The organism is Mucilaginibacter gilvus (assembly GCF_004054195.1).
GTDB classification, from domain to species: Bacteria; Bacteroidota; Bacteroidia; order Sphingobacteriales; family Sphingobacteriaceae; genus Mucilaginibacter; species Mucilaginibacter gilvus.
This window is the reverse complement of record NZ_SBIW01000001.1, coordinates 477,577-501,018: the sequence shown is the minus strand read 5'-3', so window position 1 is coordinate 501,018 and position 23,442 is coordinate 477,577. Positions and strand designations below refer to the sequence as shown.

The window sequence follows — 23,442 nt, the reverse complement described above, 5'->3', positions numbered from 1 at the left end:
ATAACAGGGGATATTGAGTGTGGTTTAAACCGCTTCCGCTACAGGCTCCCTAAACGTATAGCAACTTGCATCTGCAACCTTTATGGTATCGCTGTTTACGGTTAAAAAATGCGCTCCCCATTTTTCTAAAGCGTAAAATATCGACGCGAGTTCTTTCCCCAATTCTGTAAAGGCGTATTCCACACGAGGGGGTACTTCGGGATATACCTTGCGGGTTAAAATTTTATCTTCTTCCAACTCGCGCAGTTGTTGCGAAAGCATCTTTTCGGTCATACCGTCTATGCTGCGGCGGATCTCGCTGTAACGCCTGGGGCCGTCCATTAATTGGTTCAATATCTTCACTTTCCACTTACCGCTTATTACGCTTAGGGCCGCTTCCATGCTACACGTATATTCGGGATGTCGTTGTTTTGTCATCTTTAAAAACTGAGAATTGATTTAAGCTCAATGCGCCCATAACCTACCAAATGGTGCGCTCCGTACAAAATAGTGCATTCTTGACGCAGAGCAAAACCCGCTGTAAATTTGAGCTATCAAAACAAAGATAATGAAAAAGTTAGCCAATAAAACAGCAGTAATAACAGGCGGAAACAGTGGTATAGGCCTGGCCACAGCAAAAGAATTTATTGCCCAGGGTGCAAGAGTGATCATCACCGGGCGTAACCAAAAATCTATCGACGAAGCTATCGCTTTATTAGGCGAGAACGCTTCGGGCGTAATTGCCGATAGTGGTAACATGGCCGAAATCAAAACTTAAAACCAGCAGGTTAAAGCCGTTGCGGAGAGCATCGATATCATCTTCGTGAACGCGGGTATAGGCAAGTTTAACTCGGTTGACCAAATGACAGAGGAGATGTACGATGAGATCATGGATGTCAATTTTAAAGGCGCCTACTTTACCCTGCAGCAATTGTTGCCGCCGGTGAATGACGGGGGCTCTATTGTGTTCAACACTTCTATCAATGCACACATAGGCATGGCCGGCGCCAGTGTATATGCTGCCAGCAAAGCAGCGCTATTGTCCTTAACCAAAAACCTTGCGGTTGAGTTATTGCCACGCCGGATTAGGGTTAACTCGGTAAGCCCGGGCCCGGTGGGGACCCCATTGCACAGTGCCGATAAATTGGGCATCACTGACGACCAGTTACAGCAAATGGGTGAAGGTATCTTGAAACAGATCCCTGTTGGCCGTTTTGGAACTTCCGAAGAGTTGGCCAAAGTGGTTACTTTCTTTGCATCAGATGATTCCAGCTTCCTGCTGGGTTCGGAGTTGATAGCAGATGGCGGGATGTATAATTTATAAGATGGTTGATTTGTTTGGGATAACGGCCGGGGCTTTAGCTTTGGCCGTTTTTTGGACATAGCGATTGATGAAATAGGAAACGATGGCAATGAGGGGAGTAGTAACGAAAGTGATAAATACTCCGGCAAACAATGCGGCCATAGCCGGCATACCGCATATTCCTCTCCCATGAGCTTCTTGCGACATGGCATCTAAAACTATCCTCATAGCTATAAAAGAGCATATTATTCCGCTAAACAGCGCAATGCCGAAAATTATAAATAACGGCAAGGCTATTTTGCGCACCAGCCTTAGTACCGACAAAATGATCTGTAAAATAGGTGCGGCAAATAGTAACAGGAACTCCATAATTAGCGTTTATATTGATACTTCAACTGTATAAAAGGTAACCCTAAACGGCCTGATTATTACACATCTGTCATAATTATCAACATTGTTAATATAATTGTCACATTGGCAGGTACCCACTTGTGGCAAGCTATTTGAATAGTATATATTTGTACACAAAAATTTTAAATAAAAAATATCATGGCTTTAGAAATAACTGATGCAAACTTTGAAGAACTTGTTCTTAACTCAGATAAACCGGTACTTGTTGATTTTTGGGCAGAGTGGTGCGGTCCGTGTAGGATGGTTGGCCCGGTAGTAGAAGATATTGCCAAAGAGTACGAAGGCAAAGCTGTTGTAGGTAAAGTAAACGTAGATAACAACCCCGGCATATCAATGAAGTACGGCATTCGTAATATCCCTGCCTTATTATTCTTCAAAGGTGGCGAAATTGTAGACAAACAAATTGGCGCTGTACCAAAATCAGTACTTGCCGAAAAATTGGCCAAGCAATTAGCGTAAGTTTACCAATCATATATAAAAAAGGGTTCCGATATGTATCGAAACCCTTTTTTGTTGGACTGTCTTTTCTCTCTCAGTCTTTATTTCTTTTGTCTCAAAATTACATCCTGCTTACGCTGCCGCTGCCTGCTTTTGAGGTGTTGATGCTTTTTGGCGAGCCGGTGTAATGTACATCACCTGAGCCAATTACGGATGCATCAATTTTTTCTGAAGCGTTTACCCTGGCATCGCCCGAGCCTGCTACACGTACGGTAGTTGTACCGGTAGCCAAACCCTGTGCTGTGAAATCGCCCGAACCTACAACGCTCACGGTTGAATTATCTGCACTACCGCTGATGGTAATATCGCCCGAACCTGCTATGCTGCTATCGAGGTTTTTAACACTTAGCCTGCCGGTAATATCACCCGAGCCGGTTAGTTTTAATTTTAAGGAAGTTGCTTTAACGCCTTCTTTAAAGAATACGTCACCACTGCCCGATAGGCTGATGGCGTTTATATCTTTCAGGGCAACATAAATCACCACTTTTTTATCGTGCCAGCTCCAGTTGCCGTTCTCTTCGCGCTTGGTGTAGATTTTAAGGGTGCCGCCTTCTACTTCGGTTACAATACGGCCAATGATATCTGCAGGGGCATCAACCTTTACCGATTCTGACGAGCCCTGCGTGATGTACACATCAAACGAACCAGCTACGCTTACTGCTGAAAAGCCGGTTAAGTGGCGATCTTCGGTGCTGTTTTTTGCGAAAGCGAACGCGTTAACGGCTACCAGTACAGCGGCCAGTATAAATTTCTTTAGTGATCTCATAGTTTTATTGTTTTGTGTTCAACCTATTAGACGCTATTCATTTTTGATAAGTTGCACCATCTCGAAAATAATTATTGAGGTGCCGCGATGTAATTTCCAAATCGGTGTCCTTCCGCGCAAAAAGCGGCGAATTACTTTCCAAAAATTGCTAAAATTTGCGTTTTTTTTGCATTTTTAGGTCGTTTTTACTGCCTTTTGGGTGTTGTTTTTTTGCTTTTTTCGCGTTTTCAAAATTTAACTCCTCAAAATTAGTCTACCAACACCCCGATGTAATAATTAAAAGTATCGGCCTCGATATTGTCTTTCGTTATCGCATCAATATTTACCGGCGCGAAGTGGCTGGTCGGCTTGATGAATTTATACTCGCCACCCTTCGCTCTTACTTTTACCGGCATGTTGAAACCGGGGGTTTCCGCAACCCAGCGGGCCATCAGCTTACCCTGAATCGTCATAAATTCTAAGACCGGCAGCTTTACATGTTGCAGATACTGCTCAAATACGGGTGAGAGGTTCATGCCGCTTTGCGCGTTAATGTAGCCAACCACATCATCATAAGTAACGGTTTTGTGGTAGAACGTTTTGTTGAGCCCACGCAGGATGCCGCGCCATTTATCATCATCGTTAATAATGGTACGCACCATATTGAGCATGTTGCCGCCTTTGTAATACATATCGCCGCTGCTCTCCTTGTTTACGCCGTATGCCCCAATTATAGGGGCATCGTTTTGGATGGCCATACGGGTGCCATGCACGTATTCCTGCCCGGCTTGTTTGCCGTAAAAGGTTTCGATAAATAGCGATTCGCTGTAGTTGGTGAAACTTTCGTGTATCCACATATCGGCGAGGTCTTTACTGGTGATGTTGTTGCCAAACCATTCGTGCCCGCTCTCGTGTACTACTATAAAATCCCATTTAAGGCCCCAGCCGGTGCCCGATAGGTCGCGGCCAAGGTAGCCGTTGCGGTATTTGTTACCGTAGGCCGTTCCGCTTTGATGCTCCATCCCCAGGTGCGGGGTTTCTATCAGTTTATAACCGTCCTCGTAAAAGGGGTAGGGCCCAAACCAGTTTTCGAAGGCTTTGAGCATGCGCGGCGCATCAAGTCCCCATTGTTTTTTTGCTTTTTCGATGTTGTAGCTTAACGGCCAAAAATCCATTTCCAGTTTGCCTTTTTCGCCTTGGTAGGTGCCGGTGTAGTGTGCGTAGTCGCCAATATTGGCTTCGAGGTTGTAGTTGTTTATCGGGTTGGCCACAAACCAATCGAAACGGGTGTAGCCGTCCTTGAGTTTAGTAACCTTGCGCAGGTGTCCGTTAGATACATCTTTCAATCCGTTTGGTACGCTGATGCTTACCATGGCGCTATCTACCTCATCGTCCTGCACATCTTTAGTTGGCCACCATACGCTGGCGCCCATACCCTGGCAGGCAGTAGCCACATGCGGCTTGCCTAAAGAATCGGTGGCGTATTGCACGCCGCCATCCCATGGCGCACGTTTGGCGATAGTTGGGTTGCCGCTATAGTACACGGTAAATTCCTCTTTACTGCCCTTGCTGATGGTTTTTGGGAAACTGAGGAACACCGCGTTAAACTCGCGGGTGTAGTTCAATTCCTGGCCTTTGTACACTACTTTCTCAATCTTCAGGTTGTTCCACAGGTCGAACTGGAGTTTAGTAAAATCGGATACTGCGGTAAACTTAAACAGCACGTTACCGCTGATGTACTTTTTATCGATATCGAATTTAATATCCAAATGGTAATAGTTGATATCGTAACAGGTACGCAGCTGCGTAGTAAGCGATCCGCGCAGGGTATCGGCGCGGGTAAAAACTTCTTTTTGGGTGCCGAGCTGGGCGTGGGCGGTAATGGTAAATATGCAAAATGCAAGCACTGCTAACGAACGATATATGTTCTTCATTTTTATGTGTTTAATACCTATTTCCAGGTTTCCATTAAATTGTTTTTCCAAAGATTGCCAGCGTACTCTCGGAAAGCTTTGGGGCCGGTTTTAAAAGCTTCGTCGTAAATAAATTTGCCGCCTGCATATTCCTTTGGTGATACCTGCACCTTGTTGGTGCCTCTTACGGCGTATTTTTTATCGCCTTCGTGCATAATTATCTTCATATCGCTTGGGCTCACATCGCCGTGGCAAACGGTTTTATACATCAGCCAAACTTCGGCCTTGCCGTTGCTATCCAGATCCGTCACGGCAAAGCTTTTGGGTAAGTAGCTGGCGGTAACATCAACCGGGCAATCTTTTACAAAATCGTAGGTTTGCCAGGTTAGTTTTAGTTCTGTACCTGTTTTTTTATAATGATAGGCATGCAATGCTGCATCGCGGTATCCCTCACTATCCGCGCCTTTGCTTGCTGTTAAGCCGGACTCAGTTGTCACAACAATATGTTCACCGTCTTTATCTGTAAAACTTACTGCATCAATAATATGCCCCTCGTATTTGATGGATTTTGGGATGGTGTTTTTGTCTAGTTTTGTTGTTTTTACCTGGGCAAATAGTGTAGCCGGAAGTATCATCATTGCTAATAATACCGTGGTAAGAAAGCTTAACTTCATCAATTATTTTGTTTAATGCCTTATAATTACAAACTATGTCATTGCGAGCGAACGCCCGTAGGCAGGCTTAAGCGGCGAAGCAACCTCGTAGCTATGCACAAATGCTATGCATTGGCGACAAGATTGCCACGTCGCCCCCGCGCGCAATCCCACGCCGCTCCTCGCAATGACAAGGTGGTTTATTTGAGTTGCATAACCACTCCCTATTTCAGCACATCAACCTCTAAGTAACTGTCGTTAAACACCGTCTCTGTAGCTTTAATGTAATCGCTTTCATCAGCCTTATAAGGGTTCTCTACAAACTTTTGCGGGTTACGGGCAAATAGCGGGAAGGCGGTACTTTGTACCTGGATCATTATACGGTGGCCTTTTTTAAAGGTGTGCAGCACATCCTGCACACGGAAGTTGATATCCGTTTTTTGGTTGGCTACCAATGCCTCCGGCTTTTCAAAGCTATTGCGGAAACGGGCGGGCATTACCTCGCTGCGCACCATTTGCTGGTAATTGCTCAGTGTAATGCTTTTATTGGGCATGTAGGGATTGTTCGGCTCATCGGCGGGGTAAACGTCAATCAGTTTAACAAAGAAATCGGCGTCGGTACCGGTGCTGGCCACTTTTAGGTGTGCCATAATTTCGCCGCCAAGAGTTACATCATCCGCCAATACTTCCGTTTGGAAAACCAATACATCGGTACGGCGGCCTGCGAAACGCTGATCCTCGCTCATGTAATTGTGCGGGGTAAAGCCAACTGTGGTAGGCAGGTCCTCGGTATAAGGTACCGGTTTCAACGGATCACTTACGTAGCTGGTTGAGCCTGCTGCTGATGGCTGGGCAGCGGCCAGTTTGCCATCACTGTTTAGGAATAGCTTCTGTTTTTCAGCTGCCGGCGATGGCCATTTGTCAAATGTTTTCCACTCGTTTTTACCGGTGTTGAACATATAAGCTTCGGGCAGTCCGCTATTTTTGTCGCCATTGCCTTTCAGGAAGTGGTTAAAGAATTTCTGCTCGATATTTTTTTGGTAGAAAGTAGCAATGCTATCGCCGAAGTAAATGTTGCTGTGCATGGTGTGTCCTGTTTCGCGCGACCACCTGCCGTGCCCAAACGGACCCATTACAATAGTATTATAAGCGTTCGGGTCCTTCTTCTCAATGGTTTTATATATCGCCAGCGGACCTGTTAGATCCTCGGCATCAAACCAGCCGCCAACCAGCATTACCGCAGGTTTCACTTTGTTGAAGTGTTTTAACAGGCCGCGTTTTTGCCAAAACTCATCGTAATTAGGGTGGTTAATCGTTTCTTGCCAGTAAAAGTTATCCTTGTAGTATTTGTCGGCATTTTTAAGCGGGCCCATATTCAGTAAAAACTGGTAGCCATCTTTGGTGCCGGGGTTTATCATGGTGTTATTATACCAGGCTTTGGTGGTGGTATCTTTCTTCTGCACGCCGAATACAGGGTAAGTGAAAAAGTAGCTTTCTAAAAGCGCTCCGTTGTGGTGGAAATCGTCAAAAAAGAAGTCGGAGATGGGTGCCTGCGGCGATGAGGCTTTAAGTGCAGGGTGATTAGATAAAATGCCTGCGGCGGTATAAAAACCGGGGTAGCTGATGCCCCATTGGCCTACGCGGCCGTTATTGTCTGCGACGTTCTTGATGAGCCAGTCGATGGTATCGTAAGTGTCTGAGCCTTCGTCTACATCGGTTTTGCCTTTTTTATTATCGATAACCGGTGTCATGTTGGTCCAGGTGCCTTCGCTTTTCCAGCGGCCACGCACATCCTGGTACACAAAAATGTAGCCTTCCTGCATGATGTATTTGGAGGGACCTAATTGACCCGGGTACTTGGTTTCGCCATACGGCGCAACGCTGTAGCAGGTACGCTGCATCATCACAGGGTATTTATTGTCCTTCGATGCATCCTTTGGGGTGTAGATGGAGGTGAACAGCTTTACGCCATCGCGCATGGTGATGTACACATCTTTTTTGGTGTAATGTTCCTTAACATCATACGTTTGCGCAAAGGTTGCGGAACAGGCTGTAGTTAACAGCAATAAAACGGCGAAGATTTTTTTCATAATTTCAGTATTAGCTGAGGCTAATTTAGTAAGTAAATTAATAATAAACTAACGGTGGCAGGGTTGTTACAAAAGGAGGTAAGAATTGGGTGGTTTGGGGTAATTATCTGAATCAAAATTTACAGAATTTTAGAATTAACAGAATATGAAGCAACCATCTGAAAATTTATTAATTCTGTAAATTCTGATTCAGACAACCTGCGTTAGGGATTGGAAGGGTTTAGCCTGAAGGGCCGGAGCGCAGCGCAGCCCTGTAAAGCCCGGGCCGAAGGCAACGCCCATATGCTCTGTCACCCCCACCACATTTAATCAAATCCCTATTTTATAAGCCCTTTTATATTCCTTAACTTTGTCAGCCATAAAATACACTACTATGCAATATGATGTTATCGTTATAGGTTCTGGTCCGGGTGGATACGTTGCCGCAATCCGTTGCGCGCAATTAGGCATGAAAACCGCCATTATTGAAAAATACAACACGCTTGGCGGTACCTGCCTCAATGTAGGCTGTATCCCTTCCAAGGCGCTGCTGGATTCATCTGAACACTACCATAACGCGGCCCACACTTTCACTACCCACGGTATTAAACTGGATAATTTGGGGATTGATTTTGGGCAGATGATCAAACGCAAGCAGGAAGTTGTGGATGCCAACACCAGCGGCATTACTTACTTAATGAAGAAGAATAAGATTGACGTTCACCAGGGCGTTGGTTCTTTTAAGGATAAAAATACCATTATTGTTACCAAGGCAGACGGCACCGTTACCGAGCTGACCACCGAAAAGGTGATCATCGCTACGGGTTCGAAACCAAGCAGCCTGCCTTTCCTGAAAATAGACAAGAAACGCATTATTACTTCTACCGAGGCCTTGACCTTAACTGAAGTTCCAAAGCACCTAATATTGATAGGTGGTGGCGTTATTGGTTTAGAACTGGGTTCGGTGTACGCGCGTTTGGGTGCAAAAGTATCGGTTGTTGAATTTATGGACGGCATTATCCCAACTATGGATAAAAGCCTGGGCCGCGAACTGCAAAAGGTGTTGAAGAAACTGGGTATGGAATTTTACCTGGGCCACAAAGTAACCGGCGCAACAGCAAAAGGCAAGGAAGTAACCGTTACAGCCGATAACGCTAAAGGCGAAAAAATAGAACTAAAAGGCGACTACTGTATGGTTGCCGTTGGCCGTATAGCCTATACCGATGGCTTAGGGCTTGATAAAATTGGCATCACGGTAGAAGAACGTGGCCGTAAAATTACGGTTGACGAGCACCTGGAAACCATCGTTAAAGGCGTTTACGCTATTGGCGACGTGGTAAAAGGCGCTATGCTTGCCCACAAGGCGGAGGATGAAGGTACATTTGTTGCCGAAATGATTGCCGGGCAAAAACCGCACATTAACTACAACCTTATACCGGGCGTTGTTTACACCTGGCCGGAAGTTGCAGCCGTTGGTTATACCGAAGAGCAACTGAAAGAAAAAGGAACTGCTTATAAAATAGGTTCGTTCCCGTTCAAGGCAAGCGGCCGTGCCCGTGCTAGTGGCGACCTGGATGGATTTGTAAAAGTACTGGCTGATAAAACCACCGACGAAATTTTAGGCGTACACATGATTGGTCCCCGCGCTGCGGATATGATTGCCGAAGCGGTTATAGCCATGGAGTTCCGCGCGAGTGCCGAGGACGTAACCCGTGCCAGTCACGCCCACCCAACTTATACTGAAGCGATGCGCGAAGCATGTTTAGCTGCGACGGAAAACAGGGCGATACATATTTAAGGGATTTCGAATTTCGAATTTTCAATTTCGGATTTATTAGAGTTCCCCTCTTGAGAGGGGTTAGGGGTGTGTTAATGGATGTTATAATAATAAACATAGCCACGATATTGCTCACGATAGTGCTAATGGAAACACTATCCTGGGCAATGCATAAATACCTGTTCCATGGGCCGTTGTGGTTTATCCATAAAACACACCACCAGCAGCGCCATGGCTGGTTCGAACTGAACGACCTGTTCAGCATCGGTTTTGCCGCATTGGCTTTGTGGTTGATGTGGGCAGGGCATATCACCTTAGATTACCGCTTTTGGATAGGTACAGGCATCAGCACCTACGGCACCATCTACTTCATCTTTCACGATTGGTTTATCCATAACCGTTTCAAAGCCTTTAAAAGTGATAATCGGTACCTCAGCGCCATTCGCCGCGCGCATAAAATTCATCATAAATCTACAGCAAAAAATCCTTCGGAAGAGTTTGGGTTATTGGTGGTGGGGAGGAAGTGGTTTAGGGGGTGAGTTCTTTAAAATTTGAACTTTTTTTTGATAGATAGAATTTGAGGGTCAATTTTAGTAAGATGACATTCAAATTGTGCCACTTAAAAAAGCTTCTGCCACCTCAATTAAACAAACGGCGTCATTATTTTCTACAGGTCTTTCAAATCGCCCGATAAATTCATTTCTCCTGATCTCAATATGCAAGCCTTTGTGTTTTTCTATTACTGCTATCAAAGCAGGAGTTAAGAGCTTAATAGCCTCGTCTTTATTTATAGATTGAAATAGAAAATGTCTGTTAAACTTCGGGTATTGCCTAAGATGAATATTTTCACTACCAAATAGATCAAGCAGGCGTTCTGCAATATTAAAGGGCTGAATAGCACTATCTGGGGCTGGTCTGTTAAGCTTAGCAAATACAATGAGATGCTTAGCCCAGCTGTATGCTTGTACATATTGTGGATCTCCTTTATATGGCGTAGATACACGGTAGCTTGTTGAGCATGTAGCAAGGTAAACTCCATTATCACCAACGGCCCAACACTTATTAGTTTTAATGGAAACGCCGTTATTGAGCATGGTAAAATGCTTTAATCCGAACCGGGGCTTGGTGAGCGTTATTGTTCTGATTTTTGCTGCATTATTTACCGATAGCGCGGCTTGACTGACACGCCCCATATTATACAGAAGGGCTATTTGGCATAGCGTTCAGCACGAACTGCTTCCACTTCTTTCGTTATTTCTTCTAAAGACGGCGCGGAATTACTTTGAGAGCGTAATTGCGCTAATATGCTTTCCAAGTCATTTTTAGGGCTTTCCTGGATAGAGATCAAATCCATATCAGCCAGATCATTCAATAGCTTTAAGGCCTTGGGGTTTATGATATTAACTTTTATCGTTTCCATAATATCAAATATAACATAAGCAAGGATGATATGCAAATGATCAAAAAAACCTACACCTCCACTACATGTTTGCCAACTTTATAACCCGCAATTGCATAGTACAGGATGAACAGGTACATTGGTATTAAAATTACGTAAGCGGTTTGCGCGGAGATCTTATCAACCAATAAACCGTATATCGGCGGGAATACCGCGGCACCTGCTATACCCATTACCAGTAACGACGAACCTATTTTGGTGAACCTGCCCAGTCCCGATAATGCCAAGGGCCACATAGCTGGCCACATCAGCGAGTTAGCCAAACCTAATAGGGCGATACAGCTGATAGATACATATTTTTGGGTAACCAATGCTACACCGGTTAATACAACGCCCAATATGGCGCATAAAACCAATGCTTTTTGTTGCGTAATATATTTAGGGATGAACAGGATGCCTACGATATAGCCAATTACCATACAGGTTAAGGTGCCCGATGCAAAATACTTGGCGGTTGAGAGCGGAATGTGGTGTGATGAACCATAGCCGATGATAGAGTCGCCGGCAATAACTTCTGCGCCAACGTACAGGAACAGGGCGATAACTCCCAGTACCAAATGCGGGAACTGCGTGATGCTGGTTTTCCCCGAATTGGCTGCTGCTACGCTTTCGTCCTCATGGTCGGTATCGATCTCCGGCAGTCCCGAAAAGTATATCAATACCGACAGGATAACCAGCACCACCACGATCAACAAATATGGTACAATTACCCTTGATGCCAGTTCGTTCAGTTGGGCGATTTTGTCGGCGGCGCTAAGATTCACCAGGCTGGCGTCGAAGCCATCTATGTTATTTAAAATTACTGCACCGAGCGCTAATGGGGCCAATACACCTGCAAATTTATTACAGATGCCCATAATGCTGATTCGCTTGGCGGCACTCTCCGGTGGTCCTACGATGGTGATATACGGGTTTGACGCCGATTGCAACACCGCCGAGCCGCAGCCTTGTATAAAAAGGCCTATTAAAAAGATAGCGTAAGTACGGGTTAACGCGGCGGGAATAAATATTAGGGCGCCAATGCCCATTAATACCAACCCGGCTACCATTCCGTTTTTAAAGCCCAGCAATTTTAGCAGCCAAGCCGATGGTTTGGCCATCAGCAAACAGGCGATATAAAAGGAACTCGCTACCAAATACGATTCGCTGTTGGTGAGTTGGCAGGCTATTTTTAAATACGGGATGAGTACCGAATTCAGCCAGGTAACAAAACCAAGAATAAAAAATAAAGAACCAATAATGATGATGGGGTTTAATCCTTTTTTCTTGCTGGGGGCATTTGCTGAATTGGTAATGGCTGCCATATAATGATTTTAAAATTTGTTAATAAGTTAATCAAGTTACTAAAATAATTAAAAAAGTTAATGTTTTTAGATTTCGCCATTTTTATTTCTCACGAAAGCTAACTTTGCCAATTATGAATATCCTTTTTGTAAACGATACCAAAATACCGGCTACCACATACGGCGGCACCGAGCGCGTAATCTGGTGGCTTGGCCGCGAGTTGGCGAGGCAGGGGCACACGGTAACCTATTTGGTTGGTGCCGGTTCTGCATGCCCCTTTGCTAAAGTGCTGGTTTACGATGCTGCGAAGGATATGAACCAGCAGGTGCCCGATGATATTGATGTGGTGCACTTCCAGTTCCAGGTGCAGGGGTTTACAAAAAAGCCTTACCTGTGTACGGTGCATAATAATTCGGGCAGGGGAGAGATGGATCTCAATTCGGTATTCGTATCAGCAAACCATGCCGCCCGCAACGGTTCCACCACTTATGTTTATAACGGTTTGGACATTGCCGATTACCGCAAACCCAACTTCAACCAAAAACGCAACTATACCCATTTTTTGGCCAAAGCTGCCTGGCGGGTGAAGAATGTACAGGGTGCCATTGATATTGCCACCAAAAGCGGCAACAAGCTGGTGGTAATGGGTGGTACCCGCCTCAACCTGAAAATGGGCCTTCGCTTTACACCGAATTTGAATGTAAGCTTTAAAGGGATGGTGGATAACGACCAAAAATCGGAAGTGCTCAACGGCTCCAAGGCCCTACTCTTCCCGGTGCTATGGAACGAACCCTTTGGTGTGGCCATTACCGAGAGCCTTTACTTTGGCTGCCCGGTTTTTGCTACCCCGTACGGCTCCCTGCCCGAGTTGGTGCCTGCAGAGGTCGGCCTGCTATCAAACAGTAAAAGCGTTTTGATAGAAGGATTAAAGCGTGCCGATAGCTTCAGTAATCAGCTTTGCCACGAATACGCGGTTGACAACTTCAACATTGCCAAAATGGCTGCAGAATATTTGAAGCTTTATGAAATAGTTTTAAACGGCGGCAAGCTGAATGCTGTAAAACCTATGCTGATGGAGCCAAATCAGCCTAAGTATTTGCCTTGGAATGCATAAATGAGTCGATGAAATCTTTTAGAATTGGTATTGTCTCGCGTATCATTTTGTTTGTGGTGCTGTTTATAGCTGTGCTAACTATTATTATATATCTTATTATTAAGCCAACTGAATTAGAACTGTTATCGAAGAATGAATGGTGCGTTGACAGAATTTATTACCACAACGTTTTGATAGGCCCTAAAACAGAGGTTTTCGCTTATTTTCAAGATATAAATGGCAACGGACCGTGTGCCGAGATATGCAATTTTAAAACGCATGGCGAATTGGCCCTGCCTGGTATCAATAGCCCCGCTATTAACGGAACCTGGAGAATTGAGGAAAACGGGAATGTAATAATGAAAGCGGATTCCCTTGAAAGCGTTTTTAATGGACAGTACGAATTGGATGTCACCGAACAGCAATTGCAGCTTAAAAGTTTAAGCACTATCATTTATGCGCACAAAGACAATTACCGCGCCTCTAACCCGCTTCAGGACTTATTAAACTGGCAGCGTGCACAGCGTCGAAGGTAATTTTAACAGGTATGCACCGACCTGGCAAATTTCACAGTTGTCAAATCTAAAAAAATCCCGAAATTCGCCATCATGCTGCAAATCCAGGAAAACGTATCGCTTAAAAACTTTAACACTTTTGGTATAGATGCCAACGCCCGTTACTTTGCAGAGATAAACCATGCGGAAGAATTGGCCGAATTGTTTGCCGACCCGCAATGGCTGCAAACCCCACGCCTTGTATTAGGTGGCGGCAGCAATATGCTGATGGTGGCAGATTTTGACGGCCTGGTGATCCGCCTCAATATCCGTGGCATCGAGCATCGCATCAGTCACGATGATGTTTTTGTAGAAGCCGGGGCAGGGGAGGTATGGAATCACCTGGTGAACTACTGCGTGGGCTATGGTTACGCCGGCATGGAGAACCTGAGCCTCATTCCCGGTTCGGTTGGCGCATCGCCCATCCAAAACATAGGCGCTTACGGCGTGGAGCTGAAAGACGTTTTTGAGAGTTGCCAGGCGTTTGAGATAGCTACGGGCATTATTAAAACCTTTAGCAAAGCGGACTGCAAATTTGGCTACCGCGACAGTGTATTTAAAAGCGAAGTACCCGGGCAGTATATTATTGTATCGGTAAAGTTCCATTTGTCTCTCATTCCAAAGTTTAATTTAAAATACGGCGCTATAGAACAGGAGTTAGCCGCGCGCGGCATCAGCGAGCCAACGCTTAAAGATGTATCGCAGGTGGTATCGCACATCCGCGTATCTAAACTGCCCGATCCATCCACCATCGGCAACGCGGGCAGTTTTTTCAAAAACCCGGTGATCAGCGCAGCGGAGTTTCAGCCTATCCAACAAAACTTCCCCGATGTTGTTAACTACCCGGCAAGCAACGGACAGGTAAAACTGGCGGCGGGTTGGCTGATAGAGCAATGCGGCTGGAAAGGAAAAACCGTTGGAAACACCGGCACCTGGAAGAACCAGGCATTGGTATTAGTGAACCATGGCGGTGCAAAGGGCGAAGAAGTGTACAGCCTTTCGTCGCAAATCATAGACAGTGTGTACACTAAATTTGGCGTTACGCTGCAACGCGAGGTTAATATTGTTAGTTAATTTGTTTAATTATAAAGATATTTTATCAACTCGCTCTGCCCTAAGCGTTTAAAATGAGAATTGTTTTAAATTCTTTTTAATTCTTTTCTGCTGGCAATTAAATCTATTGCTTTATTTATTAAGTTGATTTATAGCTAATTGCGGTACATTGTAAGGTTTTGTCTCCGCTTTGGCACTCTTTAATTTGGCTTTGGCCCCATTCTTAAATTTCGTACACTTTTCATTTCGTGGTATCATGTTTGAATAATACTCAATACAAAACATTAACAGAATGACAAAGATTGAGTTTAACACCCTGGTATTACGTCAAGCAAGTTCATTAAGGTCATACGCCTTACACTTTACACACGACGCAGACGATGCTAACGACCTTGTTCAGGATACAATGTTGAAAGCCATAACTTACTATAATAAGTTTAAAGAAGGTACAAATTTGAAAGGCTGGTTATACACCATCATGAAAAACACCTTCATCAACAACTATCGCCGTTTTGTTAAAATGAGCACATTTGTTACCAAGAGCGATGAGATCTCCTCGCCAAACCTGGTATTCAGTTCAACAAAAAACCAAGGCGAAGCTAAATTTGTAATGGACGATATCAAGCGCGCTTTAGACCGCTTGCCAGCAGATTATTATATACCTTTCACCATGTATTTTGAAGGCCACAAATACCACGAGATAGCAGATCATTTAACGATACCTATAGGTACTGTTAAAACCCGCATCCACGTAGCCCGCAAGCTACTTAAGAAAAATCTTAAAGCTTACGATAATGGTGTTGCAAAACCTATCTACGCAGAAAACTAAGCAATAAATTCACTATATATAAGAGAAACCCGCCCCAAAATGGCGGGTTTTTTTTGTTGGTATTTTCCTCGCGTCATTGCTGTAAGGCACGAAGCAATCTCCCGATAGGCAGGTAGGTGACATGCATTGCGTTCATGCAAAGTTCAGAGATTGCTTCCTGCCTTAAAGCAATGACGCTTAATAGGAAAGTGGGCTATCTCAAGCTCCCCACCACCTTAAACTTCTCAAACACCGTTTCGGTATGCGGGGCATCAGCCAGTTCGTCGGTAAGGTCCTGCCCGGCCCAGTGTTCGTAATGTTTGCCGTTTTGCCACAGGCGTCTTTCGGTAACATCATAAATAACGCCTTTTAGGGCAACCCATATTTCGGGCTTATCCTGGCCGTTGCGCAACGCGAGTTGAGATTTGGTGTATATAGGTAGTTCGCTCATGCGGTTTTACGGGTTTTAAAGTATTCAAAAAAGGCAACGTTCATTATAAGCAGGGCCATGCTGTAAAAATGATCTTCAAAGGGGATGGTGCCCACTCGGATACCCATATTTTGCGCGTCGTTATACAACACCACCGGCCAGGCTGTTAAAATGCCATTTACGATGTAGAAGGGGATAAGCGATACCACGAAGGCCATGTAAAACCTGCCGAGCCATTCGGCTTTTAAAACGTACAGCAGCACAATTAACAAAACAGCCAGCAAGCCAAACGTTACAGCAGTGTATAGGCGGGTATAATTAAATGCCAGCATGGATACCGATGCGCCTATCAGCAGGTTGCCTATCATCCGCGTAAACACATAGCCTGGCTGCCATTTTACGTAGTAGTTGAGGCAGGCGTAAATGAATACACAGGAAAAGGGAACGGTTAAAAAAAAGAGCACCTCCTCCAGCGGAAGGCCGATGAAATTGATGCCGGTGATGTAGTTTTCGTTGAAGCTCCATACGCCGTAAACGGTGAACAGTACGTCCCAAAACAAAAACACCAGCCCGGTGATGGCCATGCCCGGCCAAAGGTATTTCCAGCTTTTGGCGAAGGCCACACGCTTATCAAACGATAGAGCCACCGGGAAGATCACCGTGAGCAGGTTGATGATGAGATAGGTGTATTTCACGCTATAGGGCGGCTAAATGTTGGGTAAGGTTCTTTTGCTCGGCGGCGGTGCAACGTTTAGACTCAAGCAGGAATTTAATAATGGTTTTCACCAGCGCTTTATCTGCCTGGGCGTAGTATTTAGCATTTATCTGTTTGATGATCTCCTCGCGGTCGGTCACCAGGTTTTTGGTGTAGCCCAAAAACTTAGGCACGTTATGTTCGATAGAGAAGCGCATAAAACGGATCTCGATGTTACGCGGGTCAGCTGCAACGGCGGTTTTAAAGGTCTTTTCCGAATCGTTGAGGTATCTGATCTTGTAGTACGGGTTCCAGGCGTGCTTTGCTTTCAGGGCTTCCAGCGTAGCCATGTAAGCGTTGATCAGCGCGGGGCGATCCTTTATGGCGCCCAAACTTTTATAAAGCGAATCGGTGGTCTTTTTACTTTCGAGGGCTGTGATTAGCAACTTGCGGATCACGTGGAGATCGGGCGTGGTGCCATCATCGTTCCGTACCGAAGTAAAGGACATAAGCACACCGGCCATCAGCGCAAAAAGCAGGTACTTGCATGGGGAATATGTAAGGCGGTTTAGCATCGGCAAATATTATATCACATTTAGTTTTTGGTGCAGCCGGGCTTTTAGGTACAGGCTCAGCTTGCGCGAATTGGAGATCCGGATCCTCTTTTGCATAATTACCCCGGCAGGCGTGCGGCGGATCTTTTTAAACAGCTGTAGGTAATATACATAAGCCACGTATACGCCCAAACGGGCGGCCTTAGGCAGTTGTTTTATCCCCGCCAAAGCATCATCGAAATCTTTTTTAATATCAGTCTCTATGGTGCTTTTATCGTGCGCGGTAAAGTTTGCAAAATCAACCCCGGGGAAATAGGTGCGGCCGCGGTCCTCAAAATCTGCTTTAATATCCCGCAGGAAGTTTATTTTTTGGAAGGCCGAGCCCAGGCTGCGTGCCTTGGGAATAAGCTGGTTGTACAGCATCCCGTCATTGGCGCAAAAAACACGCAGGCACATCAGCCCAACCACTTCTGCCGAACCATAGATATATACTTTGTAACCGCCTTCGTCATATTCAGTTTTATCGAGGTCCATTTTCATGGAGGTGAGGAAGGCGTCTATCAGTTCCCGTTCGATGCCGTATTGGTTCACTACCTGCTGAAACGATTGCAGCACCGGGTTGGTACTGATGCCGCGTTCGATGGCCGTAAAGGCTTCCTTGCGAAAATCGTTGATGAGCTGGCGCTGATCGTGTCCGTAAAAAGTGTCTACAATTTCGTCGGCATAACGCACAAAGCCATAAATGGCATACACCGGGTAGCGTAAACGTTTTTCGAATGCTTTTATACCCAGGCTAAACGAGGTGCTATACTTTTGGGTGATGAGCTTACTGCATTCAAAACATGTTTCGTCGAACAAATTCATGGACAATTGTTGTTACACCAAATGTACAAAACCGCCGCCGTATTGTTTTTGAGTTCGGGGTAATGTTTACATTTGGTTTCGGATGAAAAATAAACAAATTATTATTATCGGGGCAGGTTTTGCCGGTTTGGCTTCAGCATGTGTTCTGTCGAAGGAGGGCTATAAGGTTACCGTTTTGGAGAAGAACGACCAGCCCGGCGGCCGGGCACGAATTTGGGAAAAGGATGGTTTTAAGTTTGATATGGGCCCAAGTTGGTATTGGATGCCCGATGTTTTCGAAAATTTCTTCGCCCTGTTTGGCAAAAAACCATCCGATTTTTACGACCTGAAACGCCTTGACCCCGGCTATCGGGTTTATTACGGCAAGGATGATATATTAGATGTGCCTGCTGATATGGGCGACTTGGAAGCCCTTTTTGAAAGCATCGAACTCGGCAGCAGCAAAGGTTTACAGCTGTTTTTAGAGCAAGCCGCCTATAAATACAAAGTAGGCATGGGTGAATACGTTTTCCGCCCCTCGCATTCCATTACGGAATTTATCGATTTTAACCTCATCCGCAAAAGCGTGAGTATGCAATTGTTGACCAGCATGAGCAGCCATGTACGCAAATATTTTAAGAACCCCAAACTCATTAAGCTGCTGGAGTTCCCGGTTTTGTTTTTAGGCGCGCGACCAAAAGATACCCCGGCCATGTACAGCATGATGAATTACGCAGACCTTGCTCTCGGTACCTGGTACCCTATGGGTGGTATGAACGAGATTGTAAAGGCGATGGTCAACATCGCCGAAAGCTACGGCGTAGAAATCCGGCTGAATACCGAAGTTACCAAAATTGAGGTTGCGGATAAGCAGGTAAGCAACATCAAAACCACACAAGGCGATTTTAAGACAGACTTTGTGATAACCGGTGCAGATTACGAGCACGCCGATCAGCACCTCCTGGACAAACCCCATCGCAATTACACAGAGAAATATTGGGATAGCCGTACCATGTCGCCATCGAGCCTGTTATTTTATATTGGTACTAACAAAAAGATAGATGGTATAGAACACCATAATTTATTCTTCGATGAGGACTTTGAGCAGCACGCCAAAGAGATCTATACTGACCCGAAATGGCCAAGCAAGCCGCTATTCTACGTATGCTGCACCTCCAAAACCGACCCTGATGCTGCCCCCGAAGGCTGCGAAAACCTCTTCTTCCTGATGCCCCTTGCACCGGGACTGGAAGACAGCGACTCCCTTCGCGAACAGTACTTCAATATCATGATAGACAGGTTTGAACGGGTAACAGGCCAGCCCCTGCGAGACGCGATTATCCTGAAACGCAGCTACGCCATGGAAGATTTTAAAACGGATTACCATTCCTTTAAAGGCAATGCTTATGGGCTTGCTAATACTTTAGAGCAAACCGCATTTTTTAAACCCGCTATGCGGGCAAAGTATATCAAAAATATGCTATATACGGGTCAGCTCACCGTTCCTGGCCCGGGAGTGCCGCCGGCTTTGATCTCCGGGCAAATAGCGGCGGGGGAGGCGATGAAGATGATGGGGAAGGATAAATAAACAAACGCCGCCGCCTCTCGGCTGGAACCGAGCGATTGCCCAGGGGAATCAGGGTCAACATAACTTAACACAATTCAAAAATTATTTTTATAATGTATTGATAATGAGATATTTGTATTTTTATGAGGTTAACATAAAATGTACTTTTTTATTTCAATCCGCCGCTCAGTCTCAGCCAAGTGGCAACTAATTATTAGCTATGACCGCCTTTCCCTGCGGCGGGACGCCGCCTAACAGGCATCACTCGGCTGGAGCCGAGCGATTGCGTGGGGCTAAAACAAAAAAAGACGCGAAGTATCGCGTCTCTACAAAATATTGTGGTTAAATAATACTACACCAAATACTCAAACAGCGTAGCGTCCTTGTTGATCTCGATCACCTCGAAGCGATGTTCTTCCATGCGCTGTATCAATGCGGGGTAATCACCGGCGTTTTTTAGTTCGATGCCAACCAGGGCAGGGCCATTCTCTTTGGAGTTTTTCTTGATGAACTCAAAGCGGGTGATATCGTCGCCGGGGCTTAATACGTTGTTCACAAACAGTTTCAACGCACCCGGGCGCTGCGGAAAGCGCACGATGAAGTAATGCTTTAAACCTTCGTAAAGCAGCGATTTCTCTTTGATCTCCTGCATCCGGTCAATGTCGTTATTGCCACCACTGATCACACAAACCACGTTCTTGCCTTTTATCTGCTCCTTAACCGAATCCAAGGCTGTTACAGATAGCGCGCCTGCGGGTTCTACCACAATTGCATCTTCGTTGTAAAGCTTTAGTATGGTGGTACAAACCTTGCCTTCGGGCACGGTGAGCATATCGTCTAAAACATCGCGGCACAGCAGGAAGGTTTTTTCGCCAACACGTTTTACGGCTGCACCGTCTACAAACCTGTCTATGGTTTTTAGGGTTACAGGTTCTCCTTTTTCAATAGCTGTCCACATGGATGGGGCACCTTCAGGTTCAACGCCTATCAGTAAAACATCCGGGTTTTGCTGGCGCAGGTAAGTCCCGGCGCCAGCGGCTAAACCACCACCGCCAACGGGCATAATTACCACTTCAACCTCGGGAAGGTCTTCAAAGATCTCTACGCCAACGGTTCCCTGACCTTCAATAACTTGTTCGTTATCAAAAGGGGGGATGAAGGTCATACCGTGGGCCTCGGTATAGATAAGGGCTTCACGCAGGCAATCGTCAAAAGTATCGCCAACCAAAATTAGCTCCACGTTGCCGTTGCCAAACATTTCTGTCTGTTTTACTTTTTGTTTGGGGGTAATTTCGGGCATAAAAATTACGCCTTTGGTGCCCAGTTTTTTGCAGGAGAAAGCAACGCCCTGGGCATGGTTACCCGCGCTGGCGCAAACTACGCCGCGGCTCAGCTGCTCGGTGTTCAGCCTGCTGATCATATTGTAAGCGCCCCTTAATTTATAAGAGCGTACTATCTGCAGGTCTTCCCGTTTTAAATAGATCTCGCACTCGTATTTTTCAGAGAGGCGCGCGTTGTGTTCTAAAGGCGTGTGCCTTACTACGCCTTTTAGCCGCTCGTATGCCCCTTCAAAATCGAGGTGATGTTCCGTTACTGTGTCCATTGTTCTTAGTTCTTTACCAGCTTAAAGGCCATCAGTTGCTGCAGGTCATCATCGTTGATGTCCAGCTTCACATCTGCAAGCGTTAAAAAGCGTTTATATGCGTCGTACAGTTCATCTTTATCCAGTTTGTGGCCAAGCCTTTCCAGGTGGTATTTAAGGGCGTGGCGGCCACTGCGCGCGGTTAAAACAATGCTCGCGCTTGGGAAGCCCACATCCTCGGGGCGAATGATTTCGTAGTTCTCGCGGTTCTTCAAAAAGCCGTCCTGGTGGATGCCCGAGCTATGCGCGAAAGCGTTGCCACCCACGATAGCCTTATTTGGTTGTACCGGCATCCGCATCTGGCTGCTGATCATGCGGCTCATTTCGTAAAAATTACGGCTGTTGATATTGGTATGCAGGCCAAGAGTAGCATGAGTTTTGAGGATCATTACCACTTCCTCAATGGCGGTATTACCCGCGCGTTCGCCAATACCGTTTATGGTCCCTTCTATCTGGCGGGCACCGTTCTGTAAACCGGCAATGGAATTGGCGGTTGCCAAACCAAGGTCGTTATGGCAATGCACCGATATGATGGCCTTATCAATATTCTTTACGTTCTCTTTTAGGTATTTGATCTTGGCGCCGTATTGGTCGGGCAGGCAGTAACCGTTGGTATCAGGGATGTTCACTACGGTAGCACCGGCAGCAATAACGGCCTCAATCATTTGGGCCAGGTACACTACATCTGCACGACCGGCATCTTCGGCATAAAACTCAATATCCTCAACCGATTTTTTGGCGTACTTAACGGCTTCAACGGCACGCTCCAGGATCTCCTCGCGAGTGCTGTTGAATTTATGCTTGATGTGCATATCCGACGAGCCAATCCCGGTATGTATGCGCGGATGTTTGGCGTATTTAAGCGATTCTACCGCTACATCGATATCCATTCTGTTGGCACGTGTAAGCGCGCAAACGGTAGGCTCTTTTACAGCCTTGGAAATCTCTACAACGCTCATAAAGTCGCCCGGACTCGACACCGGGAAACCTGCTTCAATAATATCCACGCCCAGTATTTCCAGCTCGCGGGCTATATCAATTTTTTCAGGGGTTGTCAGCTGGCAGCCCGGTACCTGTTCGCCATCGCGAAGCGTGGTATCAAAAACATAAACGCGGTTGGGATCGTGTAACATAGTTCTTTTGTTTTAATTTTTAGTATCAAGTAGTTAGTATCAAGTATCAAGATCGGGTTTTTATCAAGTAGTTAATATTCGGTATCGGGTATTGAGATTGTGTTTATCTTGCTACTTGATACTATATACTTGCTACTATTTACCACTACTCCTTCACAGCTATAAATCTTAATCTTTTGTAATCGGCGTACCATTGCCCATTTTCGTTATAAACGGGTTCCAATAGGGCGGTTATTTCTTTTAATAGTTCTTGTTTTTCGCTTTGCGGGATACCTAATAGGTACAGCGGGGCAAACATGGTTATCCATTTGGCCACGCCTTCGTCGCCGTCCTGCAGCGGTGTTTTACGGTCGAAATGCGAAGCGAAGGCAACTCTGAAACCTTGTGCTTCCAGTCGGCTGGTATAATCGCCCAGTGATGGGAAATACCAAACCTCGGTTTCGGCCTGGCGGGTGTAACCGTGTTTGCGCAGTACCTGGCGGGTTGCGGCTATCAGTTGCTGCACATTTCCTTTGCCCCCCATTTCGGCCACAAAGCGGCCACCAAGTTTAAGGGCATCGTAAACGCATTTAATGGCAGCGTCGGCATTTTTTATCCAGTGAAGCGTGGCATTAGAGAACACGGCGTCAAATTTCTCATCGAAATGAAAATCGGTACCGTCCTTCACAAAAAAATCAACCTCCGGGTAGGTTGCCTTTGCCTTCGCAATCATATCCGGTGAGGCATCAATGCCCGTAACTTTCGCGCCTTTTTGTTGGATCTGGCTGGTTAAATAGCCGGTACCACAGCCCAGATCGAGGATACGCTCATCGGCTTGAATGCTCAGTAATTCCAACACATTCTCCCCGTATTGAAATACAAAGGCGTGCTTATCGTCATATAATTCTGCGTTCCATTTCATTTTTTTATGATTACACAGATTTCACAGATGATTTCACCGATAAGATGATTTTTACTGATTCCTCTGCTTTATTCTTGTA

The 23,442-nt window shown here is 45.7% G+C and carries 24 protein-coding genes and 1 pseudogene; 9 read left to right on the top strand and 16 right to left on the bottom strand.

Annotated features, from left to right (window positions below):
- Positions 1-24 precede the first annotated feature (24 nt).
- Positions 25-417: a winged helix-turn-helix transcriptional regulator gene (locus EPL05_RS02370; RefSeq protein ID WP_128531904.1), complete on the bottom strand. Its 393-nt coding sequence runs from the start codon at positions 415-417 to the stop codon at positions 25-27.
- Between the two features lie 130 nt (positions 418-547).
- Here EPL05_RS02370 and EPL05_RS02365 point away from each other — a divergent pair.
- Positions 548-1,303 (top strand): annotated as a pseudogene (locus EPL05_RS02365) (SDR family oxidoreductase).
- On the opposite strand, the gene EPL05_RS02360 reads toward EPL05_RS02365, so the two are convergent.
- Complete coding sequence (locus EPL05_RS02360) at positions 1,298-1,651, bottom strand: Tim17/Tim22/Tim23/Pmp24 domain-containing protein (protein ID WP_128531903.1); 354 nt, start codon at positions 1,649-1,651, stop codon at positions 1,298-1,300. The pseudogene EPL05_RS02365 and the gene EPL05_RS02360 sit on opposite strands and share 6 nt — an antisense overlap.
- Positions 1,652-1,831: 180 nt before the next feature.
- Between EPL05_RS02360 and trxA the strand changes: the two genes are divergently transcribed.
- Positions 1,832-2,152: a thioredoxin gene (trxA, locus tag EPL05_RS02355; RefSeq protein WP_128531902.1), complete on the top strand. Its 321-nt coding sequence runs from the start codon at positions 1,832-1,834 to the stop codon at positions 2,150-2,152.
- Between the two features lie 100 nt (positions 2,153-2,252).
- Here trxA and EPL05_RS02350 read toward each other — a convergent pair whose 3' ends face one another.
- From EPL05_RS02350 to EPL05_RS02335, 4 genes are all read right to left on the bottom strand, one after another.
- Positions 2,253-2,957, bottom strand: coding sequence for a head GIN domain-containing protein (locus tag EPL05_RS02350; protein ID WP_128531901.1), 705 nt, complete (start codon positions 2,955-2,957; stop codon positions 2,253-2,255).
- 248 nt (positions 2,958-3,205) lie between these two features.
- Positions 3,206-4,870 carry a M1 family metallopeptidase gene (locus tag EPL05_RS02345; protein WP_128531900.1) on the bottom strand — a complete coding sequence of 555 codons (1,665 nt, stop codon included), beginning with the start codon at positions 4,868-4,870 and terminating at the stop codon, positions 3,206-3,208.
- Between the two features lie 17 nt (positions 4,871-4,887).
- Entirely contained in the window at positions 4,888-5,523 is a 636-nt protein-coding gene (locus EPL05_RS02340; protein ID WP_128531899.1) for a M949_RS01915 family surface polysaccharide biosynthesis protein, read from the bottom strand.
- Between the two features lie 203 nt (positions 5,524-5,726).
- Complete coding sequence (locus EPL05_RS02335) at positions 5,727-7,592, bottom strand: CocE/NonD family hydrolase (protein ID WP_128531898.1); 1,866 nt, start codon at positions 7,590-7,592, stop codon at positions 5,727-5,729.
- Between the two features lie 373 nt (positions 7,593-7,965).
- Here EPL05_RS02335 and lpdA point away from each other — a divergent pair, with 373 nt between their 5' ends.
- Positions 7,966-9,369: a dihydrolipoyl dehydrogenase gene (gene lpdA / locus EPL05_RS02330; protein WP_128532066.1), complete on the top strand. Its 1,404-nt coding sequence runs from the start codon at positions 7,966-7,968 to the stop codon at positions 9,367-9,369.
- A 74-nt stretch (positions 9,370-9,443) separates the two neighbouring features.
- The gene (locus tag EPL05_RS02325) at positions 9,444-9,887 is read left to right on the top strand and encodes a sterol desaturase family protein (protein ID WP_128531897.1); all 444 of its coding nucleotides are present in this window, start codon (positions 9,444-9,446) and stop codon (positions 9,885-9,887) included.
- Positions 9,888-9,953: 66 nt separating this feature from the next.
- Here the strand turns inward: EPL05_RS02325 and EPL05_RS02320 are convergent, their stop codons facing one another.
- From EPL05_RS02320 to EPL05_RS02310, 3 genes are all read right to left on the bottom strand, one after another.
- A complete protein-coding gene (locus tag EPL05_RS02320) occupies positions 9,954-10,442 on the bottom strand; it encodes a hypothetical protein (protein WP_128531896.1) in 489 nt (162 codons plus the stop codon).
- Between the two features lie 113 nt (positions 10,443-10,555).
- Entirely contained in the window at positions 10,556-10,768 is a 213-nt protein-coding gene (locus tag EPL05_RS02315; RefSeq protein ID WP_128531895.1) for a hypothetical protein, read from the bottom strand.
- Positions 10,769-10,818: 50 nt separating this feature from the next.
- Positions 10,819-12,111, bottom strand: a complete 1,293-nt coding sequence (locus EPL05_RS02310; protein ID WP_128531894.1) for a sugar MFS transporter — start codon at positions 12,109-12,111, stop codon at positions 10,819-10,821.
- 113 nt (positions 12,112-12,224) lie between these two features.
- Between EPL05_RS02310 and EPL05_RS02305 the strand changes: the two genes are divergently transcribed.
- The 4 genes from EPL05_RS02305 to EPL05_RS02290 all read left to right on the top strand — a co-directional run bounded on the left by EPL05_RS02305 (position 12,225) and on the right by EPL05_RS02290 (position 15,620).
- Positions 12,225-13,205 (top strand): glycosyltransferase, encoded by a 981-nt coding sequence (locus tag EPL05_RS02305; RefSeq protein WP_128531893.1) that lies wholly within the window; start codon positions 12,225-12,227, stop codon positions 13,203-13,205.
- Positions 13,206-13,213: 8 nt separating this feature from the next.
- Positions 13,214-13,720, top strand: coding sequence for a hypothetical protein (locus tag EPL05_RS02300; protein WP_128531892.1), 507 nt, complete (start codon positions 13,214-13,216; stop codon positions 13,718-13,720).
- 72 nt (positions 13,721-13,792) lie between these two features.
- On the top strand, positions 13,793-14,812 hold the full coding sequence (gene murB / locus EPL05_RS02295; RefSeq protein WP_128531891.1) for a UDP-N-acetylmuramate dehydrogenase: 1,020 nt from the start codon (positions 13,793-13,795) through the stop codon (positions 14,810-14,812).
- Between the two features lie 271 nt (positions 14,813-15,083).
- Entirely contained in the window at positions 15,084-15,620 is a 537-nt protein-coding gene (locus tag EPL05_RS02290) for an RNA polymerase sigma factor (protein ID WP_128531890.1), read from the top strand.
- Between the two features lie 193 nt (positions 15,621-15,813).
- Here EPL05_RS02290 and EPL05_RS02285 read toward each other — a convergent pair whose 3' ends face one another.
- Genes EPL05_RS02285 through EPL05_RS02270 form a run of 4 tightly spaced genes read right to left on the bottom strand, consistent with a single transcriptional unit; the run spans position 15,814 to position 18,141 of the window.
- Positions 15,814-16,050, bottom strand: a complete 237-nt coding sequence (locus EPL05_RS02285; protein WP_128531889.1) for a cytochrome b5 domain-containing protein — start codon at positions 16,048-16,050, stop codon at positions 15,814-15,816.
- Positions 16,047-16,724 carry a lycopene cyclase domain-containing protein gene (locus EPL05_RS02280; RefSeq protein WP_128531888.1) on the bottom strand — a complete coding sequence of 226 codons (678 nt, stop codon included), beginning with the start codon at positions 16,722-16,724 and terminating at the stop codon, positions 16,047-16,049. The genes EPL05_RS02285 and EPL05_RS02280 overlap by 4 nt, the downstream gene beginning before the upstream one ends.
- 1 nt (position 16,725) lies before the next feature.
- Positions 16,726-17,298 carry a hypothetical protein gene (locus EPL05_RS02275; protein WP_128531887.1) on the bottom strand — a complete coding sequence of 191 codons (573 nt, stop codon included), beginning with the start codon at positions 17,296-17,298 and terminating at the stop codon, positions 16,726-16,728.
- Positions 17,299-17,307: 9 nt separating this feature from the next.
- Complete coding sequence (locus tag EPL05_RS02270) at positions 17,308-18,141, bottom strand: phytoene/squalene synthase family protein (protein ID WP_128531886.1); 834 nt, start codon at positions 18,139-18,141, stop codon at positions 17,308-17,310.
- A gap of 82 nt (positions 18,142-18,223) precedes the next feature.
- Between EPL05_RS02270 and EPL05_RS02265 the strand changes: the two genes are divergently transcribed.
- The gene (locus tag EPL05_RS02265) at positions 18,224-19,708 is read left to right on the top strand and encodes a phytoene desaturase family protein (protein WP_128531885.1); all 1,485 of its coding nucleotides are present in this window, start codon (positions 18,224-18,226) and stop codon (positions 19,706-19,708) included.
- A 331-nt stretch (positions 19,709-20,039) separates the two neighbouring features.
- Here EPL05_RS02265 and ilvA read toward each other — a convergent pair whose 3' ends face one another.
- The 3 genes from ilvA to EPL05_RS02250 form a co-directional block, all read right to left on the bottom strand.
- Positions 20,040-21,290 carry a threonine ammonia-lyase IlvA gene (gene ilvA / locus EPL05_RS02260; RefSeq protein ID WP_128531884.1) on the bottom strand — a complete coding sequence of 417 codons (1,251 nt, stop codon included), beginning with the start codon at positions 21,288-21,290 and terminating at the stop codon, positions 20,040-20,042.
- A gap of 5 nt (positions 21,291-21,295) precedes the next feature.
- Positions 21,296-22,462: a 2-isopropylmalate synthase gene (locus tag EPL05_RS02255; protein WP_128531883.1), complete on the bottom strand. Its 1,167-nt coding sequence runs from the start codon at positions 22,460-22,462 to the stop codon at positions 21,296-21,298.
- A gap of 145 nt (positions 22,463-22,607) precedes the next feature.
- A complete protein-coding gene (locus EPL05_RS02250) occupies positions 22,608-23,363 on the bottom strand; it encodes a class I SAM-dependent methyltransferase (protein WP_128531882.1) in 756 nt (251 codons plus the stop codon).
- Positions 23,364-23,442 lie beyond the last annotated feature (79 nt).

Excerpts from the sequence above, each read along its gene's own strand:
- EPL05_RS02345 (WP_128531900.1), bottom strand. The coding sequence starts at position 4,870 with ATGAAGAACATATATCGTTCGTTAGCAGTGCTTGCATTTTGCATATTT.
- EPL05_RS02300 (WP_128531892.1), top strand. The coding sequence starts at position 13,214 with ATGAAATCTTTTAGAATTGGTATTGTCTCGCGTATCATTTTGTTTGTG.
- EPL05_RS02250 (WP_128531882.1), bottom strand. The coding sequence starts at position 23,363 with ATGAAATGGAACGCAGAATTATATGACGATAAGCACGCCTTTGTATTT.
- lpdA (WP_128532066.1), top strand. The coding sequence starts at position 7,966 with ATGCAATATGATGTTATCGTTATAGGTTCTGGTCCGGGTGGATACGTT.
- ilvA (WP_128531884.1), bottom strand. The coding sequence starts at position 21,290 with ATGGACACAGTAACGGAACATCACCTCGATTTTGAAGGGGCATACGAG.
- trxA (WP_128531902.1), top strand. The coding sequence starts at position 1,832 with ATGGCTTTAGAAATAACTGATGCAAACTTTGAAGAACTTGTTCTTAAC.
- EPL05_RS02255 (WP_128531883.1), bottom strand. The coding sequence starts at position 22,462 with ATGTTACACGATCCCAACCGCGTTTATGTTTTTGATACCACGCTTCGC.
- EPL05_RS02285 (WP_128531889.1), bottom strand. The coding sequence starts at position 16,050 with ATGAGCGAACTACCTATATACACCAAATCTCAACTCGCGTTGCGCAAC.
- EPL05_RS02320 (WP_128531896.1), bottom strand. The coding sequence starts at position 10,442 with ATGCTCAATAACGGCGTTTCCATTAAAACTAATAAGTGTTGGGCCGTT.
- EPL05_RS02310 (WP_128531894.1), bottom strand. The coding sequence starts at position 12,111 with ATGGCAGCCATTACCAATTCAGCAAATGCCCCCAGCAAGAAAAAAGGA.
- EPL05_RS02290 (WP_128531890.1), top strand. The coding sequence starts at position 15,084 with ATGACAAAGATTGAGTTTAACACCCTGGTATTACGTCAAGCAAGTTCA.
- EPL05_RS02360 (WP_128531903.1), bottom strand. The coding sequence starts at position 1,651 with ATGGAGTTCCTGTTACTATTTGCCGCACCTATTTTACAGATCATTTTG.
- EPL05_RS02350 (WP_128531901.1), bottom strand. The coding sequence starts at position 2,957 with ATGAGATCACTAAAGAAATTTATACTGGCCGCTGTACTGGTAGCCGTT.
- EPL05_RS02340 (WP_128531899.1), bottom strand. The coding sequence starts at position 5,523 with ATGAAGTTAAGCTTTCTTACCACGGTATTATTAGCAATGATGATACTT.
- murB (WP_128531891.1), top strand. The coding sequence starts at position 13,793 with ATGCTGCAAATCCAGGAAAACGTATCGCTTAAAAACTTTAACACTTTT.
- EPL05_RS02370 (WP_128531904.1), bottom strand. The coding sequence starts at position 417 with ATGACAAAACAACGACATCCCGAATATACGTGTAGCATGGAAGCGGCC.
- EPL05_RS02265 (WP_128531885.1), top strand. The coding sequence starts at position 18,224 with ATGAAAAATAAACAAATTATTATTATCGGGGCAGGTTTTGCCGGTTTG.
- EPL05_RS02305 (WP_128531893.1), top strand. The coding sequence starts at position 12,225 with ATGAATATCCTTTTTGTAAACGATACCAAAATACCGGCTACCACATAC.
- EPL05_RS02275 (WP_128531887.1), bottom strand. The coding sequence starts at position 17,298 with ATGCTAAACCGCCTTACATATTCCCCATGCAAGTACCTGCTTTTTGCG.
- EPL05_RS02270 (WP_128531886.1), bottom strand. The coding sequence starts at position 18,141 with ATGAATTTGTTCGACGAAACATGTTTTGAATGCAGTAAGCTCATCACC.
- EPL05_RS02325 (WP_128531897.1), top strand. The coding sequence starts at position 9,444 with ATGGATGTTATAATAATAAACATAGCCACGATATTGCTCACGATAGTG.
- EPL05_RS02315 (WP_128531895.1), bottom strand. The coding sequence starts at position 10,768 with ATGGAAACGATAAAAGTTAATATCATAAACCCCAAGGCCTTAAAGCTA.
- EPL05_RS02335 (WP_128531898.1), bottom strand. The coding sequence starts at position 7,592 with ATGAAAAAAATCTTCGCCGTTTTATTGCTGTTAACTACAGCCTGTTCC.